This window comes from Leptothoe kymatousa TAU-MAC 1615, assembly GCF_018739865.1.
GTDB lineage: Bacteria > Cyanobacteriota > Cyanobacteriia > Phormidesmidales > Phormidesmidaceae > Leptothoe > Leptothoe kymatousa.
In genome coordinates, this window is the sequence record NZ_JADOER010000012.1 from 139355 (window position 1) to 159072 (window position 19718).

14 protein-coding genes are annotated in these 19718 nt (G+C 49.8%); 7 read left to right on the forward strand and 7 right to left on the reverse strand.

What is annotated here, in order from left to right:
• Positions 1–306 precede the first annotated feature (306 nt).
• Both IXB28_RS13915 and stpA read right to left on the reverse strand, forming a co-directional pair.
• Positions 307–1191: an ROK family protein gene (locus IXB28_RS13915; RefSeq protein ID WP_215619208.1), complete on the reverse strand. Its 885-nt coding sequence runs from the start codon at positions 1189–1191 to the stop codon at positions 307–309.
• 6 nt (positions 1192–1197) lie between these two features.
• Complete coding sequence (stpA, locus tag IXB28_RS13920; protein ID WP_215619329.1) at positions 1198–2436, reverse strand: glucosylglycerol 3-phosphatase; 1239 nt, start codon at positions 2434–2436, stop codon at positions 1198–1200.
• A gap of 124 nt (positions 2437–2560) precedes the next feature.
• On the opposite strand from stpA, the gene IXB28_RS13925 reads away from it, so the two are divergent.
• Entirely contained in the window at positions 2561–3205 is a 645-nt protein-coding gene (locus tag IXB28_RS13925; protein ID WP_215619209.1) for an L-threonylcarbamoyladenylate synthase, read from the forward strand.
• 139 nt (positions 3206–3344) lie between these two features.
• Positions 3345–3986 carry a YdcF family protein gene (locus tag IXB28_RS13930; RefSeq protein ID WP_215619210.1) on the forward strand — a complete coding sequence of 214 codons (642 nt, stop codon included), beginning with the start codon at positions 3345–3347 and terminating at the stop codon, positions 3984–3986.
• A gap of 660 nt (positions 3987–4646) precedes the next feature.
• Here the strand turns inward: IXB28_RS13930 and IXB28_RS13935 are convergent.
• Positions 4647–7064 carry an AAA family ATPase gene (locus IXB28_RS13935; RefSeq protein ID WP_215619211.1) on the reverse strand — a complete coding sequence of 806 codons (2418 nt, stop codon included), beginning with the start codon at positions 7062–7064 and terminating at the stop codon, positions 4647–4649.
• Between the two features lie 710 nt (positions 7065–7774).
• Here IXB28_RS13935 and uppS point away from each other — a divergent pair.
• A complete protein-coding gene (uppS, locus tag IXB28_RS13940; RefSeq protein ID WP_215619212.1) occupies positions 7775–8551 on the forward strand; it encodes a polyprenyl diphosphate synthase in 777 nt (258 codons plus the stop codon).
• Positions 8552–8663: 112 nt separating this feature from the next.
• Here the strand turns inward: uppS and IXB28_RS13945 are convergent, their stop codons facing one another.
• On the reverse strand, positions 8664–9521 hold the full coding sequence (locus tag IXB28_RS13945; protein WP_215619213.1) for an NAD(P)-dependent oxidoreductase: 858 nt from the start codon (positions 9519–9521) through the stop codon (positions 8664–8666).
• Between the two features lie 240 nt (positions 9522–9761).
• Between IXB28_RS13945 and IXB28_RS13950 the strand changes: the two genes are divergently transcribed.
• Entirely contained in the window at positions 9762–10238 is a 477-nt protein-coding gene (locus tag IXB28_RS13950; RefSeq protein ID WP_215619214.1) for a hypothetical protein, read from the forward strand.
• 58 nt (positions 10239–10296) lie between these two features.
• Here the strand turns inward: IXB28_RS13950 and IXB28_RS13955 are convergent, their stop codons facing one another.
• The 3 genes from IXB28_RS13955 to IXB28_RS13965 form a co-directional block, all read right to left on the reverse strand.
• A complete protein-coding gene (locus IXB28_RS13955) occupies positions 10297–10944 on the reverse strand; it encodes a DUF3386 domain-containing protein (RefSeq protein WP_215619215.1) in 648 nt (215 codons plus the stop codon).
• An 88-nt stretch (positions 10945–11032) separates the two neighbouring features.
• A complete protein-coding gene (msrA, locus tag IXB28_RS13960; RefSeq protein ID WP_407659211.1) occupies positions 11033–11605 on the reverse strand; it encodes a peptide-methionine (S)-S-oxide reductase MsrA in 573 nt (190 codons plus the stop codon).
• A gap of 529 nt (positions 11606–12134) precedes the next feature.
• Positions 12135–14696: an nSTAND1 domain-containing NTPase gene (locus tag IXB28_RS13965; protein ID WP_215619216.1), complete on the reverse strand. Its 2562-nt coding sequence runs from the start codon at positions 14694–14696 to the stop codon at positions 12135–12137.
• Positions 14697–15428: 732 nt separating this feature from the next.
• On the opposite strand from IXB28_RS13965, the gene IXB28_RS13970 reads away from it, so the two are divergent.
• From IXB28_RS13970 to IXB28_RS13980, 3 genes are all read left to right on the forward strand, one after another.
• Entirely contained in the window at positions 15429–15566 is a 138-nt protein-coding gene (locus IXB28_RS13970) for a hypothetical protein (protein ID WP_215619217.1), read from the forward strand.
• Between the two features lie 431 nt (positions 15567–15997).
• Complete coding sequence (locus IXB28_RS13975) at positions 15998–16294, forward strand: hypothetical protein (RefSeq protein ID WP_215619218.1); 297 nt, start codon at positions 15998–16000, stop codon at positions 16292–16294.
• Positions 16295–16384: 90 nt separating this feature from the next.
• Complete coding sequence (locus IXB28_RS13980) at positions 16385–19147, forward strand: AAA family ATPase (protein WP_215619219.1); 2763 nt, start codon at positions 16385–16387, stop codon at positions 19145–19147.
• The last annotated feature ends 571 nt before the right edge of the window (positions 19148–19718 follow it).

Genomic DNA, 19718 nt, shown 5'->3' on the forward strand with positions numbered 1-19718 from the left:
TATCGATTGAGATTTGGCGGTCTATTTTAGTAACCTAAAATGACGAATGCCCTTGGTAGACGTATAGCTAAATCTGAGGAGTTTTTGTTGTTTAACTATCAGGAATAAAGTGGACTTCCTGATGTCTATTCAGTTGTTTCGATAGATTTAATGTAGCACCAAACACAGTCTTCCAGATCGTTGTTTACTCAAATTTACAACCATTTATATAAGTCTTTGATAGCTTATATTTTTCTAATTGTAGAGACTGGTTTTTGAGTATTTGTAACGTTTTAGATTGGGTTTTGATCTATCCTTTTTCGTTGATTAACTAATATGATCTAGCGCTAATTTTGCCGCTCCCACCATGCCAGCCCGATTGCCCAGGGTGGCGGTGAGTAATTGTAGGGAGCGTCGATAACGGGGACGGATGCGTTGTTCGATTTCTGCTTGGGTGGACTTTAAAAAGTAGGGGGCGGCGGCGCTGATGCCACCACCGATAATGACGGCTTCTGGGTTTAGGACATAAATAGAGCTGACCAGGCCAATGCCTAGTAGTTGGCCATAGTGTTGCCAAAACTCCAGAGCTTTGGCGTCTCCTGTGGCTGCAAGTGCGGCTAACTCTCCTGGCTCCATGGCCATTTCTCGGCGGATGGCCTGGGCGGAAATATGTTGTTCTAAAGAGCCTGTGTTGCCGCTCTGGCATTCATGGCCATTGGGGTTGAGGGTGACCAGGCCGAGTTCGCCGCCGCTGCCGTCGTGCCCCACGAATAGCTGGCCATTGAGGATGATGCAGCCGCCCGCCCCGGTGCCCAGGGTGAGCAAAATCAGGTTTTTGTAGTGTTTGCCTGCGCCCAGCCAGGCTTCGCCGAGGCCCGCACAGTTGGCATCGTTAGCGACCACCACCGGGCGGTTGGTTTTGGCTTCTAGGATGTTGGCGACGGGCACATCGAGCCACTGGGGTAAGTTAATGGCGATGCGGGCAATGCGGGCGGTGATGTCGGCGGGGCCGGGGGTGCCAATGCCGATGGTGGATGCTTTGTGGTCTGGGTCTAGGGTGGCGATCGCATCTGCCACAGCAGCCAATACGGGTTCTGGATATTGGGGCTGGGGGGTGGGCACCGTTAGCGAACTTAAGCAGTCGCCGGTGGGGGTAAAGCACCCGAGCTTAATGGCGGTGCCGCCTAAGTCAACGCCGATAACGTGTTCCATGGTTGTTTATGGGGTTGTGCGCTGGGCGGCACCTGCTTGGAATGCCTGGCAATATTGTTCGTAGCCACCGGGGAAAACCACATTGAGGGTGAGCGGGTCGGTGGTATCGCTGGGGTCAACCGGCCCCTGGGTGACCATATTGTTTTCTACTTGGATGGCTCTGCGGTTTTGGAGTTCGCCGCCGCTGCTGTCTACATACACCACCAGGTTGCCATTATTAAAGGCTTGGCCTAGGTTTTGGATGAGCTGGAGGAAGTTGCGATCGCTGCCCCCACGCTTAAACTCCACGCCATCTTCCGTTTCCACCGCTTTACTCGTCACCGTATCCCCCACACCCACAATCAGAGGCATATGCACCGGGTCAAAATTTTGCTTTACCAGGTTGAGCATATCCGCCATCGTTTTTGGCGCCTGGCGTGCATTAAAGCCCACTCCCAGAGGGTGCATGCCAATCCGATGAAAATAGTAGCGATTTAGCAGGGCCAGCACTCCAGCCTCTTTCACCGCCCCCCGCAGCATAAACTGAAAGTCTGTCGTGCCCGATGTCGCGGCGTCTGCCCACCACACCACTTCATTGCCAGTGGTATCTCGACCCAAATTGGGCGCATAGTGCACAAAAAATGAGGCCCCTAGCTGCTGGTCTGTAGCTTCTGTGAGTAGCTGATCCATCAACGCCTTCATCTGCTCCTGGATTTGGCCATAAAGGGTGGGATTTTCCAGGGTTTCATAAAACGTGTTCAGATTCGCTGTCGGCGATGCCACATTATCCAACACCGATGCAGCGATACAGGTGTTCAATGTGTCCGCAGACAACCCATGGTCTACCGTCTGCAAAAAATCTCGCAGCGTCGTTTCAATCCGTTGGGGAATGGCCTTTAGAAACGCAAGTTCGGCGTCACTGACACCAGGATGGGTAACTTCGCCATGGCGGTCTTGCCATTGCACCCCCCCTGCGGCCAGGCCCGGCAGGTGTAAATCGTCTACCGCTGTGCCTAAGGCTTTCTCCACAATGCCATTGACACCCCGTTTGCCAATATGTTCGCCATTGGTGAGCACAAAAAAGTGACCATCGTATTTAGCGACTGCTTCCACATAGTCTGGGTTAATTTCCCGATTTAACGGATCTTTGACCAGGCCCATGCACACCCCATCTAAGTCTTGGATGACGAGCAAATTTTCGGTGTTAGCCAGCAAATGGGTAAAGGCGGCATGGTCTAGGGAAAACGTTTGCTGGTGTAGGGGCACCGTAGAGGAAATGGGGAAAGTCATAAAAACTTCTGTTAAGAGACGTAGCCGTTTGTATAAGATTACGGTAATCCTCGCTACTATGGCTGTTGCAGTAGTGAGCTCAGTATTGGGGGCTCGACCTATGGCTACAATTTATACTCTCCACCCAGAGACGCCTCAGACTTTTAAAATTGACAAAATCCGTAAGCAACTGCAAAGTGGCGCGATCATGCTGTACGCCACGGATACGGTGTATGCCATTGGTTGTGATCTATTGTCAAAAAATGCAATTAAGCGAGTGCGGCAGCTGAAAAAGCTATCGAATGATAAGCCGCTGACGTTTTTATGTTCGTCGCTATCTAATATTGCGGAATATGCCTACGTGAGCGATCCCGCCTATCGCACAATGCGTCATTTGGTGCCGGGGCCCTATACGTTTATTTTGCCAGCGACCAAGCTGGTTCCCAAGCTGGTGATGAATCCGAAACGGAAGACGACGGGGATTCGGGTGCCCGATAGTCCGGTGTGTCAGTCGCTGTTGAAAAGCTTAGGCAATCCGATTATTTCCACATCGGCCCATACGGGGGATATGGATGAGGCGTATTTTTCGCGGTATGAGCTGTTTGATGCTTTAGAGAAGCAGGTGGACATCATTATCGATAGTGAGACGGATCCTAGCTATCTGGCATCGACGATTTTGGATATGACGGACGATGAGCCGGTTATTTTGCGCAAAGGGTTGGGCTTTGACGCGGTGGAAAATTTTGTTGTCGCAGACGAAATGTAGGGTTGCCGAGGGGCCAATATCGATGGGTCGCGAGAAGTGGGTTCGTTGAGGCAGATGTCAGAGAGGCAGATGTCAGAATTCAGGTGTGCTTTTCTGCCGTTAGCATGCCAGGGATTCGTAGCATTGGCATCCAAAATATATGATGAACGCCTACGATGCAGTCTTCATTCCCGGTGGTGGTGTCCGTGCCAATGGTGAGCTACCCCTGTGGACCCAACGGCGGCTTACCCACGCCATTGAAATCAGTCAGAGTGCTTCCTACATCATCCCCCTCAGCGCAGGTACCACCCATAAGCCTCCTCCCCTAGATCCCGAAGGCTTCCCCATTTTCGAATCTGTTGCTGCCGCTCAGTATTTAATTCAACGGGGCATTGCCCCAGAGCAGATTTTAGTCGAAACCTGTTCCTACGACACCATTGGTAACGTTTACTTCTCGCGGGTCATTCACATTGACCCGTTGCAGCTTAAGAGACTTTTAATCGTTACCTCTGAGTTTCATATGCCTAGGACCCAAGGAATTTTTGAATGGATATATGGTTTAGAAGGACTGTCTCAGAATTATGAGCTGGAGTTTCAGGCTGTCAGTGATGCAGGCATTGATCCGAAGCTTCTGGCTGCAAGAAAGTCTCGGGAAGTAAAGAGTTTAGAAAACGTGCAAACTCTGGCACAAAAAAATCAAACCATGCAACAGTTCCATGCGTGGTTGTTTCAACAACATGGTGCCTATGCCATGGCCAAGCAAGTGGTGAGAGCCTCGGGCGATGTGCTTGGCTCTTATTGAGGTCAATGCTGCAGTGTCAGTTGCTCCCATTAAAAAGGGTTTTTTCGGTAGGGGTAATTCCTTGTGGTTGCCCGTTGATATTGCGCGTAGATAATCAAGCGTGTGTTTGGAAATATTTTGTTCTACGGCATGGCTGTGCCAGAGGGGCTAGGGGACCCTGGTTAGGAGTGTTGACTTCGGCTTCGCTTCACCAACGGTATTGCTGGGATAAGTATTGCTCTTTTGTTTATAGGCTAATTGCATCGGGTATCCCAGAGTAGGCAAAAGACCGGCCTTGAAAAAAAAATAAAAAAATGTTGTTTCAAAAACTGTTGTCATAAAAAACAGCGCTCCTTGAGCGGAGTCGTAAGGGCCTATTGGTTTAGGCGTAGCTTCGAATTTGTTCAGTTAGCAGGGAATGTGGGACGGCTAAAAAAAAGACTGCCGGTTTGCACCGCGCAGTCTGTCATTGGCTTTCAGAATCAAAGAGACCGATCGTACTGGCAGCTAACTTCTGTCTCAAGGAAGCTTGCTGAGGTGCTCCTTTCGCACATTTCTAGAATAGTCAGTAACTCCGAGGGTTGGATAAATCACGGATGAAGAAATCCGTATTGTTTATGTCCTTACTATAAAACTAAACAATAAACAATCTTGATGTTAAAGACTATTACAAGAGATGCATCAAGATTGTTTATTGTTCAACAAGTTCAGGACCCGATGCATCTGCTTTTGGGCGTCAATATCTCTATATAGGGCTAATGCCTGGTGCCAATACTGATGGGCTACATCAACTTTTTGCAAACTGAGATAGGTATGGCCTAATTCCACATAGGCATAGGCCAAATCACACTTAGCGCCGATGCCGTCAAATAGCTCAACAGATTGGCTATGGTATTGCAGTGCTTCTGCTGGCTGCTGGTGCTGACGGCTAATCGTAGCAAGGCCTGTGAGGGCTTTTGCTTTGACCTGGGGATAATGGCCCGCTTCTGCGAAGTTAAGGGCCTGCTGGTAAAGGTTTTTGGCTTGGTCTAGGTGGCCGAGCTGCCCGTAGGTTTGTCCTAATAGTTGAATAAAGTAGGCGAGCCTGCCTGACTGGGAACTTTGGTGGGTGAAGGTATGCAAACATCGCTTGGCCAGCGTGGAGGCTGTTTGTGCCTGCCCCTGGTATGCATGGGTTAGGGCTAGGGCTACGGTGGCTTTGTCGGCCCAGGCTTGGTGGCGGGTGTTTTCTCCCTGGTTAATCACAGTTGTTAAAGCATCTTTTGCTTGGTCTAGTTCCCATAGATCCATGGCATAGAGGCCCAGGCTAAGCTGGGAGTCGATGTTTAACATCTGGAGATAATAATGTCTGCGCGCATCTAGATTGGTAACGTTATCGAGGTGGCGATGGGTCGTGGAGAGTGTACTCTCTTGGCAGGTGATAGCGGCTTGAATCTCGCCCGTAATCCAGTAAATGTCGCCGAGAATATTGCGTAGCTCACTCACTTGCAATAGGGGCGTTGATTCATTTTCTAAATGGGTGAGGACATCTGTAATGACGGTGCTAACGGGATGGAGAAAACCCATGCGGTATAGGCTACTGGCTAGGGGTAAAAACTGTTGCCATTGGTTGTGACGGCTTTTTAACAACACGTTTGCGGCGGCTGAGTAGTCGTCAATGGCGATGTGGTGATAGTAGGCTTCTAGGGCCTGTTGTGCATCCATAATGGATTTGAGCACGGTAATGCTGCTGGTCCAATAGTGGGCGGCGGCTTGGTTGGCCTGGTGCCAGAGTGCTGCATCCTGGCGCAGGCGTTCGATGGCCACGGCGCGAATAATCGGATGCAGCCAGTATTGGCCATGTTCCATTTCGATCAGGGAACGATTGCGCAGGGATGCGATCGCACGTTGTGCATCCTGCTCCTGTCCCTGGGCTAGCACCGCTGCCAGGGGCAGCTTGGCAATGGCCTGATAGCGATAGCAGCTGAGACGACACAGTAACTGATGGGCCACTGGATCTAAACACTGCAGTCGATCGATTTGGCTAATGACCAAATTTTTGAGGTCAATTTCAGCGAGGGGATTTGCCCCATAGGCCTGCCAGTAAGCGGCTAAATCTCCATTGAAGTCGGTTTGTACCGTACTGCATAAAATCTCCATGGCTTTGGCATTGCCCCCGTAGGCGCGGTGTAGCCGTTGCAAAATCTCATCCGTTGTTGGTAAACGTAGCTGATGGTAGCTAAAACATTGTTGCCAATTAACGAACGTCAGCCGGGGTAGGCGATAGTGGTGGGCCTTAATGCCTGGTTCGCAAAGACGGTCGCGGCTAGTGATGAGGGTGGTGGCCTGGATCGAAAAGTCGGACAGTAACTTCAGGAGTTCTGCGTAGGAGCGGGCTTCTGGCACAAATTGGCCGTTCCCATCTAGGGCTGGTTCCAGATTGTCGATCAAAATGCCAATGTGTTTTTGTTTGAGATGGCGCTTTAATCGGCTGAGGCTAATGCTCAGGTCCTGGCCTGGTTCATCCCCTAGATCCTGCCGTAACCATTCATCTAAAATATGTTCCACATCGGTCAAGCTAGAGGTTTCTTGGGCCACTCGCCATTCCAGAAGGATGTCAAAGCTGGTTTGGCGTAGATAATGCTGGGCCAGTGTGGTTTTGCCTAGGCCCCCTTCTCCTTGAATGACGATGATTTTATGGCCTTGGGATTTCAGATCCTCTAGGGTTTGGATGTGCGCATCGCGGCCAATAAAATGGGGGTCGATATTGTCTGTGGTTGGAGCGGGGGCCGGTGCGGCCACTGCTGTATGTAGATGAGGACTCACGCGATCAGCGACGGTGATCACTTTGCGTTTGGCACGCTTGAGCCAATAGACCAGCCGCGATCGGTAGTTGCCCTTGGTAATGCGTTCGCCTAGAACATCCGACAGAAGTCGCCATAGCTGGGATGCGACATCTTTAACGTGGCCTTCGCTGTAGCCGGCAACGGCTGCGATCGCACGATAGGTTTTGCCACCCCACACCTGCTGCAAGATACAGCACTGGAGGTCGCTGAGGTGCTGACCAGTTTTCTCATAAAGTAGTGAATCAGTAAATTCAATGGCGTTGTCTACACCCATCGGCAATCGTCAATGGTTTCTTATTGTCAGACTACCGTTACGGTCAGGACCATTGCGTATCAAATATTCCGACTTTTTCAGACCTTTAAAGTCAGACACTTACCTACAATCTCAGACAAAGCACTCAGTAGAGTGTTAATGGAGTGCAATCTACTCATCCCTCTGTTTTCTGAGGCTAAACGCCTGTTTCGCCCTGGCAGCCTGAGTAAGCTGCTGCTAATGCTTGGTATGAAGCAATTTGCCACGCTGACCCATGGTCTGAAGATGGCAACGCTCAACTAGCCCGAGAATCAGCAGCGCCACTGATTTTAGGCCAAAAGGGTAAACTGGTGGGGCTTGGCCCTAATCAACTGATTTTGATAGGCGTTCTAGGTGTTGCCTGGTTAGGCTGAAGCCGAACGTCTGTAAATTAGAGGATTTGGGGCATCCTTGGATCAGTTCACGGTATTTCCTATTCGGGGACGCTGTGGAGACAGACTACAGGAAAGTGGATGGGCTCTTAGGGAGCCAATATTTTTAATTTTTGGCGTTGTTGATTTCCGGTATGACGTTATCTGCAAACTATTGGCACATTGACCTTGGTTCAGATGGTGTTGTCTTGAAAATCGGTAACGGTAATTTTTGGTGAACTTGACTCTGGTGACTGCGCATTAGCGCACAGCAGTCTAGTCACATTTAATGCATATTTGGAGCAATACGCATCTGCAATTATGACGACCCAACCTCTACAAATTCTACCGTCCGACCTTGATCCTCGTGGCTTACCCAACCACGTAGCTGTGATTATGGATGGTAATGGTCGATGGGCTCAGCGCCAAAGTTTGCCACGGATTGAAGGCCATCGTCGTGGGGCTAATGTCCTCAAAGATTTACTGCGCTGCTGCAAGGACTGGGGCATTGGTGCCCTAACGGCCTATGCGTTTTCCACTGAAAACTGGCGACGTCCCCACGAGGAAGTGGACTTTTTAATGGTGTTGTTTGAGCGGCTCCTACGTAAAGAGCTCTCAGAAATGCATCGCGAAGGGGTGCGGATTCGCTTTATTGGTGATTTGACTGGGCTGCACGCATCGCTGCGTCGGGAAATGGAGCGCTCCATGGAGCAAACGCAGCACAATGATGCGGTGGAGTTTAACGTGGCGATTAATTACGGTAGCCGCCATGAGATTACCCAGGCTTGCCGCTCGGTGGCAGAACGTGTAGAGAAGGGCGAACTATCTGCCAATGCGATTACTGAAGAGTTGTTGGAGCGTCACCTATATACCTCGGGTAGTAGCGATCCAGATTTGTTGATTCGCACAAGCGGTGAGCAGCGGTTAAGTAATTTTTTGCTATGGCAGATGGCCTATGCAGAAATGTATTTCACCGATGTATTTTGGCCCGAATTTGATCGGCACCAGTTCCATCAGGCACTGTTGGCGTTTCAACATCGCGATCGTCGCTTTGGTGCCCTGTCAGAACCTGTGAAGGCCCAGGCGTTAACGGCTTAAATCTAGTCTTTAGCTTAGGGGCTATTTAGGGCTTAGGTTCAAGTGATAATTTCTCCCCTCCTCGGAGGGGATTTTGTTTGTTGGCTTCTCTTTTGTGAATTAACTGGGCCGATTATTGGTCATTGACCGCAGCGAAGACGGCTGAATAGTCTTGATCGGCTAATCCTTGTTCCACGGCTTTTTGGGCCATGTGGGCAACACTTTGGGCCACCTCGGCATTAAAGCTTTCCGCTGCTTGGACAAAGAGGTTCATATCTTTGAGCAGGTGCTTGGTGGGGAAGTTGGGATTGGCAAAGTTGCGATCGCACATGCGGCCTAGTTTTTTATCAAACGTGGGTGCATAAAGTGCGCTTTGGCGCACAATGGCCATAAATTTTTCAATATCAATAGACTCTTGCTCCACTAGGCCTAGGCTCATGGAAAAGGCGGTGGTGAGGGTGCCAATTAGCTGATTCATGGCGAGTTTGACTCCGCTGCCTGCGCCCACCGGTCCCATCAGTTGAGGGTCTGGGCCAAAGCATTTCAGAATGGGTAGCCATTGGTCGAACTGTTCTGGGGTGCTGCCCACCATCACAATGAGCTTACCTGCCTTGGCTTCGGGAATACTGCCAAGGACGGGTGCTTCGAGATAGCTACCCCCAGCGGCTGTGACAGCCGTGGCAATGGCTTTGCTTTCTTGGGGGGCAATGGTGCCCATTTGGAGGATGGTGCGCCCGCTGAGGTGAGCCCTTGCTTCGGCGGTAAGCAGGGTGCTTTGAATGGCTGCGGCATCGGTCAGCATTAAAACAATGAGCCTGTCTGCTGCGGTAATGGTGTCGATGGCGGTGGCGGTGGGTTTAATGCCTGTGGCTGCCAGGGAGTCTACTTTGGTGGCTGTGCGATTCCAGGCATACACTTGATGACCTGCGGCTTGGAGCTGGTGCGCCATGGGTGCGCCCATTAGACCTGTGCCCAGAAAACCAATGTTCACGTTGCTATCCTCGTTGTTCGGCTATGTTTGACTAGATGTCCTGGGATATTTCCAGGTACTCGTAAAATTTAGGATGGCGCTGCTGATTTTGGGGATAGCCGCATCTTTATAGATGCTGTGATCTGACCTGTCACACGGATTGTCTTATCCTTTATTTCAGCCATCGCTTAAGACCCTGTAGCTGTTTTGATGTGTCCTGTATCGTAATCAGCCGAATATAGCCCGCGATCGCAAAAATCTATGCTTAATTTCTACCGTTCCACTGTTCTTTGGGCTAAGTGCCGTCAGCTACTATCGCTGAGTGTTTTGGTGTGTTGCCTTGTCCTGGTGAGCTGTACTCCCCAGGAGGAATGTGCTGCGATCAATGGTGCATTGGCGGATGGAAATCTGCAGGTTCAGCAAATTTATGAAGGCAACCGTGGCGGATCTGGCTACAACCAAGGAATTGAGCGTCAGGTGGGCCGGGTTTACTACGATATTTCCCAAGTGCTCGACGGTCTGAGGCTGTCCAATCGGGCATTGCAGAACGTGCAGTTTCGTTTTGTCGAAGCGTATCAACGAGCTTCGGACTATCGCTACCAAGCCGCTGAGTTGATTGCTGAGGCCGCTACGTTGAACCCTCGAGTCGAAACCCAGGTGCGGCAGCTACAGCTAGATTCTGAAGCAAATATTGGCCGGGTGACGACCGAACTACGCAAACACTGCCCGCTGAGATAGGCGAGCGACGCTGTGGTAAGCGGCGCTGCGTTGATTAGGCGGGCAGGTGTTGGCTGGCTTAAGCGGCCTTCGGCTCAGACGGTTGGATGTTAGAGAAGATAAACTCCATATCGCCTTCATCGCTAGATGTGACTGCCCGGCGAGTGAGCACAAAATAATCGCCGACCTTGTCATATTCATCGGTGAATTCGCTGCGCCCTTTTTTCTGCTCCCCAGTTTTGGGGTCGTGGTACACAGAATCGTAGGTGTGGGACAAATAGCCCGCACCCGTATCGTGGGTGCTGAAGGTGTTGATGGTGACCACAACACCATGGATATGGCGATGGACCAGCACTACCTCGTTATTGAGTACCTTGTACTTATCGCCGGTGGACTTACCTTCGACTAAAATTTCGACGGCACCGCGCTCATCGGTGTCGCCTAGGGCGAAGGTGTTTTTGCCATGGGTGTCTTCAAACTCACGACGTACCCGGTGGATGGCTACTTCCCACAGCTGGCCCTTGATCAGCTTGAGTGCGGCTTCATCTTCAATGTCAAAGACCTCAGCCGATAGGTCAGGGTTGACGCGAGCCTTGCCAGCATAGGTGCGATCGCCATGCTTAAACTCCACATCAGTCGTATAGCCAGGAAAGTTACTATCCCAGGTGTAGCGATTTTCGTAGGCCGCGCGCATCATGTCGCGGGCAGAAAGCTTTACAGCAGTCATGGATACTCGTTCGATTACATCTATCTTTTACTTTAGTCAGTTTTCTCACTCTTGAGCATTTAGATTGCTCTATGTCTAAAACTGAGTCCTATTGGGGTGCTTGACCCCATAGTTCCGCCAAGCGCTGGTCACGGCCACAGCCAAAGCGATAAATCCGATAGCGGGCTGGGTGGGTTTGGTAATAGTCTTGGTGGTAATCTTCGGCGGCATAAAATTGGCTAGCGGGCACAACGGAGGTGGCAATGGGCTGGTCAAACAGTTTCCCGACTGTTTGTTTCGAGGTTTCCGCCAACTGTTGCTCCGTTTCAGTGCCATAAAAAATGGCGGAACGATATTGGCTGCCCTTATCGCAAAATTGGCCCCGACTATCTAGGGGGTCCACATTGCGCCAGAACGTATCCAATAGGGTGTCGTAGCTCACAATGTCGCTGTCATACTCCACCTGGACTACTTCTGCATGGCCGGTGTTGCCAGACGATACCTGATAGTAGCTAGGGTCCTCTACCGTGCCACCCATATAGCCCGATGTGGTGTTAGTGACACCGGGCAGTTCATCAAATGGATGTTCCATACACCAGAAACAGCCGCCAGCAAATGTGGCCTGGGCTGGTTCTGCGGCAGCAGGGCTAGCCCAGGCCACACATAGTGTGGCGATAACAATGAAACTCAGAAATACTGTCTTTACAGCCGCTGGCAGTTGCCAGCGTGGCTGCAGATTAGCGATAGAAAACGTCACGGTTTAAAAAATAGCGTTGCTGATCCTCAAAAAGATCTTAACTTTAATGCTTCGAGGAAGGGCGAGTTTTCTAGCCTGGGGAATGGTTTGTTAATGGGGCAGCGGTGGTAGGGTGGCGTCGGTTTTAGTTTATGGGTTGCGTCAGGTTGGCAGACCATTAGACCCAAGGATTGCCAATGGTTGTCAGCGCAAAGGATAGAGCTGCCAGCAGCCAGTAGTCAATGTATCGTTTGAGCATAGGGCTGATTCGATGGCCCATAGTTGGTAACTCCTAATCTTGATCGCTGCTGTGATGACTTTGGGCTGCTAAACCGCGCAAGCATAGATGTTATAGCAAAGATCCTGCTCTATGGGGGATAGTTATCCATTTCGATTGCTTGGGTTTCAGTAGAGTTCGGACGTTGGAGGTCGGGATGTTTGCCCATTTCCGACTTCCGATCTCCGACTTCCGAACTTATTGACTAATCTGGGTGGCGATTACCTGGTGGGTCATTAGATCTGCTAGCTGCGTAATCGATACTTTGCTCAGTGCAGAGGTGGGGTGTTGCTGGTGAAAGGCGAGAATTTTGGATGTCACGGTGAGTCTGTCAATGCCTGCACTGCCTACATTGGCCGGGACTACGGGGTATAGGGCTTGAATGTCGATGCTGTCAGGGGCGATGTCGGGTTGGCGTGCTAAAGAAACGGTCATCCCCGCCATCATAGCCAGGGGTAGGAGTACGGCAACACTGCGAGATTGCCACAGGGCAAACGTGGCTGCGCGTTGGCTAGTTTCGACAAATGTTTGGGCTAGGGTAGACAGATCAGAACGATGTCCCCGTAAAAAATCACGGCTCTTTCTTAGATATTGTTGACTCAGGAGGTAGTCGGATCCCTTGGGGGCTCCGCGGTCTTGCCATACCCAGGCACGTTCTTCGATGTCCCGTTGCTGTTTTAGTAAGGTGCGATCGCAGTGTAACCATGCTCGCAATAAGGGCCAATCCGATACCAATGAGTTGTGGGCCAATTCTATGGTTTCATCCGTTGTCTGAGGTTTGGGCCAATTGGCTACTAGCCAACGTTTCACGGTTGCTGTGTCAGAGTCACGGGTTTCCCAGGCCGCCGTCGCAATTCCTTGTCCTTCGCCTTGGGGCACCGCTGAAATCTTATTCGTCACAACCAGGCGGGCGGCGATTAATTTAGCCAAGACCTGATCAACCATTGCCTTGGGAAACTGACGGTTGACCAACTCACATTTGCGGGCGCGACGGCTTTGATCCAAGCGGCCCTCACCTAGGTCACATAGGGTTAAAAATATGCGCTGGGCCACTGGCTGTTCGTCAGCAGATAGGGTGTCATAGCAATCGGTGGCACGCTGGACCAAAATTTGAGAAAGACGCCCCAGTTTGAGGTAGCTATCCAATGAAAGGCAGGGGTTTTCCTGTTTCAGGGGGTGTGCTTTTCGCTGCCGCCATAGCTCTTGCAAAATGCTCTGGAGCAGTGCCAATTCCCCAGGTGCCCCGGTTAAGTCGAGCGTTAGGTGATGTACTAAATACGGATCCAAGGCCAAGCCCATTTTCGCGGCGGGTTTTTCAATCACATCGCGAATTTCTTGGTATGTCATGGGCGTCAGCACCACCCGATGATGCTCAACCAGTGAAAATAAGGTTTTATGGAGCGTTAATGCATCGAGGGCATCTGAACGTAGGCCAATGACAAGACCCAATGATGTGGCAGGACACGTCATGGCTTGCAACAAAAGCTCTAGGGTTTGCTGCTGTTCTGCCTGGAGGTGAGGGTCCGTTGTGGGCGTTAGCAGCTCTTCAAATTGGTCGATTACCAACCAAAATTTGGAGGTACCCGGTTGTTTGAGCAAAGCACCATTAACGAGGTGCATCAACCCATTGGGTTCCTGACGCAATAGCTCATCAGCTTGGGATAATTGACTGGCCACATCAATGCCCGGAGTCTCAGTTGCAAAAGCCTTGGCTAAATTTTTCAGAGGCCGTTGTCCAGGGGTCAGGTAGCGTACAATCCAATTTTCGCTACCGGCAATATCCTGACCCGATGCCAACCGTGCCATCACCCCGGCGCGTAATAGGGAAGTTTTACCACTGCCGGAAGCGCCTACCAATACACAAATATTTTGCTGCTGCAGCTTTTGTAGGACTGCTTGGATTAGGGGTTCTCTGCCAAAATAATAGTCGGTGTGTTTCTCTTCAAAGGGTTGGAACCCACGGTAAGGGCAAAAGTTGAGACTATATTTTTTGAGGCGAGAGATAACGGAACTGTTGTCGGTCTCAACGAGATTATTGTCTGTTTTTTGGGTAATGACAATTTCACTTCCTCCTTGTTCAAACAGAGGTTGTTGAATTTCATTGCTGAGCTGCTTGGTAATCGATGCGATGAGGTCCGTGCTGGTGACCCGGTTGCTATCCGATTGTTGAGGTGAAAGCCCAGATAGGACTGCCTGGGTTAGAACACTGTAGTCTCCTTCAAGGGATTCATACGCTTCTTCATATTCCCGAGAGGCTGCAATAAAGAGATAGCTTTGACCATCGCTGCCTTGCCACGAATCTTCTTTGAGGGCTAAGAACTCACCACTGTGGCAACAATCTAAAATAACAACAATTTGCCGAATGGGGCTATGGCGGATAATGCGGCGCAGCCAAGATAGGGATAAGCCACTGTTGGACGTATCTACTTGGGTGTCGCTAGTGGCTAGAAAACCTTCTCGTATACCGACGTCTCTCTGGAGGCCATGGCCTGAAAAATAAAAGAAAACGGCCTCTGGAATATGATCTCCTTTAGGGATGAGCAAGCGCACTAGACTTGCTTCTAGTTGTTGTAAAGAGACCGAAGTATTTTGACCTACCGTGGGCCTTTGATGATCAATAATCTCAGGTAACCTACGCACTCGAAAGTTGCCATGACTTTCTAAAAGACTGGCCATCCCTTCTGCATCTTTCGCTGCCGCTGTCAATTTGGGTAAATATTGATATTGGTTAATTCCAACAATAAGAGCATCCCGTGACATAGGTTTTTCCTGATAAGCATTAGAGGACGTATTTGCCCGTCTCTGTAATGCGGAGTAATCGGCATAAGCTGGGAGGTCGCTTGCTTATGCCAGTAGATTTAATGTCATAACTTTGGCCATGGGTTAGGGGGGCTTGACCAAAATTGATGATGGTTTTTAAAGGATTCTTCTATAGAGGTGTTCAAGTGAATCGTGCATGGCTGCAACGTGATTTTACTTGTAACAAGAGTATTACGTTCTCAACATATAGAAGTTTTTGCGGATAGGCTAGGGGGCTAAAACCCCCACCCTGCCTATATCAACACAATTCAATATGTTGATGCTTTTTGGGGGTCGATAAATTCTCGTAGAAACTACACGAAAACATCAAAAATAGTTGATTCAATGTAAAGGCATGGTCCGCGGTAGTACTAGTCTTATCAAGTTTTGTTGGTATAAGTGTGCGTATATTTAAGGCTAATTTTCGGTGTGTGTGCTGGCGATCGCTGATAGCTTGATTTTTATTGTTGGGTATACGCCAATTGGCTGAAGTTTGATGGCTGTAGTGTCCGTGTTGTTACGGACCCGTCAGTTCAAATACTGTCGTGATAACCGTTTAAGCTTTTTGGTGCATATGAAATGTACGGAGGGTTGGTTGCTTGAGTACTGGCAGATTGATGTCGTTCATACAACATCAGCCATAGTTCAAACTTGCAAGTTCTGTTCATATAACTAACTAGAAGGTGGTATGGCATGAATACGTGGATTGTTGGGGTAAATACAGAGAATCTAGCCATAGGCCTCTTTGGGCTTTACATCAATCAGGGGCTGCAGTACGGAGAGATTCGCGATCCCTTTGTTTTTTCCATTGTTTTAGGCCATCTTAGTTAGGAGTGTTTCTGGTTGAGATGGCTGGGGGCATTCAAGTGGGGAATCATTAAACGTTTTTGATGTCAGTTTTCTTGATGTACGAGGTTTTTTAATTCTTTACGATCTATTATTTTTATGACTGAATTCCTAATCATCTGGAACAAAATCAAGGCCTACATTTTCTAAAGAATTAACTTCGAAGAAAGAGGGAGCTTACGACGAGATAGAGGGGTTAATCGTATTGGGCCTCCTTCTCAAGAAATAGATCGATCAGGGCGGCTGTTTAGGTCGTCTAATCTGGTTTGGCTTGAGTGGGACTCAATGGCGGTCTAGGCCGCAGTTCCCCAAGAGTCGTAGCTCTAACTTGTCTGGTGAGGGGGGCGGTTTTATGTGCTTTATGCAGCAGCAGCTGTCTTGGTTTTTTACTTACACACTTTTAGAACTGAGGTTATATGTCACAAGAGATGCTGGAGGCTGCCATTCAAGCAGTGAGAGTGGGGCAATTTCATGAAGGGATTAATAGTCTGGAATATATTGCTTCCCAGGTGCGTCCACCTAATAAACTTTATTATTCGGCCAATATCTGGTTAGTGCGTGCCTATAAGGAGAGTGGGCAATTGTCAGCCGCGATTAGGTTATGTCGGCAGTTAGCGACGAGCTCCCATCCCAAGGTGCAGGTATGGGCTCAGCAAGCGTTGCCAGTGTTGCGTCAGCCTGCCAGCGCCATTGGCCGTACGGATATATTTTAGGTTCAATTAATATCAGGCAATCGGCTGGTTAGGGGTTTACGCGCTAAACTTGGCTAGCTGCATTATTGAAGGATGGGGTCAGGGCCTGTCATGTATTTATTGTCGGTAACCCTTACGAATTTCAAGACCCATCGCGATCGCAACTTTGAGTTTCAACTAGGCACCAATGCTATTTGTGGTGTGAATGGTGCCGGTAAAACCAGCATCCTAGAGGCCATTGCCTGGACTCTATTTAATCATCGGGGCAGTTATAAGCAAGAAGATTTAATCCGTAATGGTAGCGGTAGTGCCCAGGCTAGGGTTGCCTTTGTTTCTAGCTACGATAGTCGTACCTACGAAGTGGAGCGTTGCACTAGCCGAGGGTATACCATTTTTGACCCTCAGCTGGGGGAGCGGCTAAACTATAGTCGCATTAAAGATGAGATAGAGCCGTGGCTGCAACAACATTTGGGTGTACCCGTCGGCACAGACTTGGGGCAGCTCTTTGCCAATACCATTGGGGTGCCCCAGGGCACATTTACGGCCGATTTTTTACTCAGCCCCGAAAAGCGTAAGCCAATTTTTGATGGTGTGCTCAAGGTAGAGGAATACCGTCGGGTACACAAAGAGTCGAATACCCTGAGGCGCTACGCTGAAGGCCAGGTAGAGCTGTTAAAGGTGCAGCTGCAACAATATGACGAACAGCTACAGGCTTGGGAAGGTTTAGATGAACGGCATGCCGCCATCGGTCAAGAAATTGCCCAGGGTGAACGGCAGTTGACTTCATTGCAACAGAATTTAGACCAGCTCCAGCGATCGCGCCAGTCCCTGGTCGCCCAAGGGCAAAAAATACAAGCATTGCAACAGCAACAGCAGCAGTTGACGCTTCAGCTAGAGGCTAAGCAACAGGCACGGCAATTAATCGAACAGGCCTGCGGGCGATCGCAACAAGCGACAGAGCTGTGTCAAACCCATGGGGCCGCCTATCGAGGCTATGTGGCCATTGAAACCACCCTCAAAGCTTTAAATCAACAAAATCAGCAACGCCAGCAGCTGTTACAACAACAGCAGACCCAGCAGCGTAGCCTAGATCAGCAAGCTACTGCCATGGCGCGGTTGCAAGTGCAGCTAGAACAGCGGGATCAGCTACAACAACAAATTTCGACGTTGGCAGCAGCTTGCAAGCAACAAAAAGCATTAGAACAGCAACGTCTAGAGCTAGGACAACAGCAGCAGGCGCTGACTCAGTTAAAAATGCGTTTACAGTCCTTGCAGGAGCATTTGGGAAGACTGCGGCAAGAGAGTGTGCAAACTAAACAGTCGTTGGACAAACTAGATATATTGCAAAACTCCGTTGAGCAAATTCCAGCGCTAGAGCAACAACAACAGCGTTGGCAGCAGCAGCTGAGTCGCATCGAAGCTGCGCAACAGTTTGAGCAAGAGCTGCAGCAGCTGGTGGCTAGCCACCGCAATGACTCTAGCGCATATGACCAGCAGGCGGCCTCCGCGCTAGAGTCCCTGGGGGAGCTGCAACAAAGTTTGCCGTTGCTTTCTAGTGATGTGCTCGAACAGCTGAAGGGAGCTATTTCGACTGGGCAGACCCTGAGCCAAACCACCCTGGCTGCGTTAGAAAGTATTTTGGCCGATCTGTCGGCCCAGGTGGATCTGCCCCAATTGCAGAAACAACTCAAGACTGGCCAAGCAGACTTAACGAAAGCCTATGGCAATCGGGCCAAATTAGCGAATCGAGAGCCCCTGCAGCTGCGACTCTCGGAGCTGGGCGCTCAACAGCAGCGGCTACAAACCGAGATGACAGAAATTGAACAGCAGCTCAGCCAATCTGAGGTGGTCAATCAACAATTACAACAGCTAGAAGCTGAGTTAAAAGCCTTGGGAGATCCCAACGGGCGTCGTCAGGTATTGGAAGAACAGCTGCAGGCGATGGCCCAGGTAGAAACTGAATATGGGAGGCTGCGTGGTCAACGTCAAACGCTAGAGGCCGCATTAGCTACGCTGACTAAGCAGATTGATGATTTTGCAGATGTGGAAGTGGAACTGGCTAAACAACAGCAGCTCCGTCAAGATTCCCAGGCGGGCTATTTGCTGTATGTGCAGAATGAAAAAGATGCCCAAAAACTAGAACAGTTGACGGCTGATTTGGCGGCAGCTGCCCAGGTTGTGGCAGAGCTGACGCAGCAACAGGAGACGTTGGTGACTGAACTGGGTCAGCTGGCGGTAGATTTTGACCCGGAAGCGTTGCAGCTTTTGGAAAAACAATATGGTGAGCTAAAGTCCCAGTGCGATCGCATTGCCGGTAGTTTGCCCCAACAGCGGAAGCTCCAAACGGAACTGTCGAGCCAGCTAGAAAGCCTACGGCATGTGGCCGAAAAGCGCGATCAGGCCCACGTGGACGTAAAGCAAAAAGAACGGGTAAAACGGTTTATCAACTTTGCCCGTAAGGCCTATAAAGAAGCGGGACCACGGATTACGGAACGCTATGTGCAAGGAATTTCCCGAGAAGCAGATCGGTTGTTTCGAGAGTTACTCAACCGCCCAAATGTTGCCCTGGAATGGACCCGTGACTATGAAATTTTGGTGCAAGAAGGCGGCAACACCCGTCGGTTTCTTAATCTCTCTGGCGGTGAACAGATGTGTGCTGCGTTGGCAGTGCGTTTAGCCTTATTAAAGGTGCTGGCAGATATTGATATTGCCTTTTTTGATGAGCCTACCACCAATATGGACCGCCCACGTCGGGAGAGCTTAGCGGAGGCGATTGGTCGTCTGAAGGCGTTTAAACAACTGTTTGTGATTAGCCATGATGATACCTTTGAGAAGGTCACTGAAAACGTCATTGTGGTTGAACGAGAGGATTAAACAGCGGAGCGAACTGTTGCATCACGGCAAACCCGGTTCAATGGAAATAGCCTGGTGCCATAGACTGGCAATGCCTTGTGGGAGAATAGATTGGGGCATGTTTGGATTGTGCGATCGCTGTTAGGTCCTATGTATCAGCGTAGTGGCGACAACCCCGCAAACCGACCATAAAAAGTGTTGCCCCGCCCTAGTGTTCTTTTGAAGAGTTCCTCGTAATCCTTTACTCTTCATCAAGACCAATACCAGGTTTAACCCTTGATGCTGCCCTAGTCCGTCAAGACTAAATTTTAAGATGGATGAGTGACGTGCTCCAATGCGGTCAAACCTGACACACCACTCACCGTCCCAGCCCTAATTTTTAGCGTTGACGCTGTACAAGTCCTAATTGGTTGATTTTAGGGTATAAGCAAAACTTTTTGCTTGAATCGAAAGACATAAACTGGAAATATATTTGTTCTACTGAGGTTTATTGTTAGACTTAAATCAATGTTAGGTAAAGTCTTCATTTACTAATATCAATTCTTTGCCGATTGCTGATTTTATCGATTTTTTAGCAATCGCCTCCTCAGCA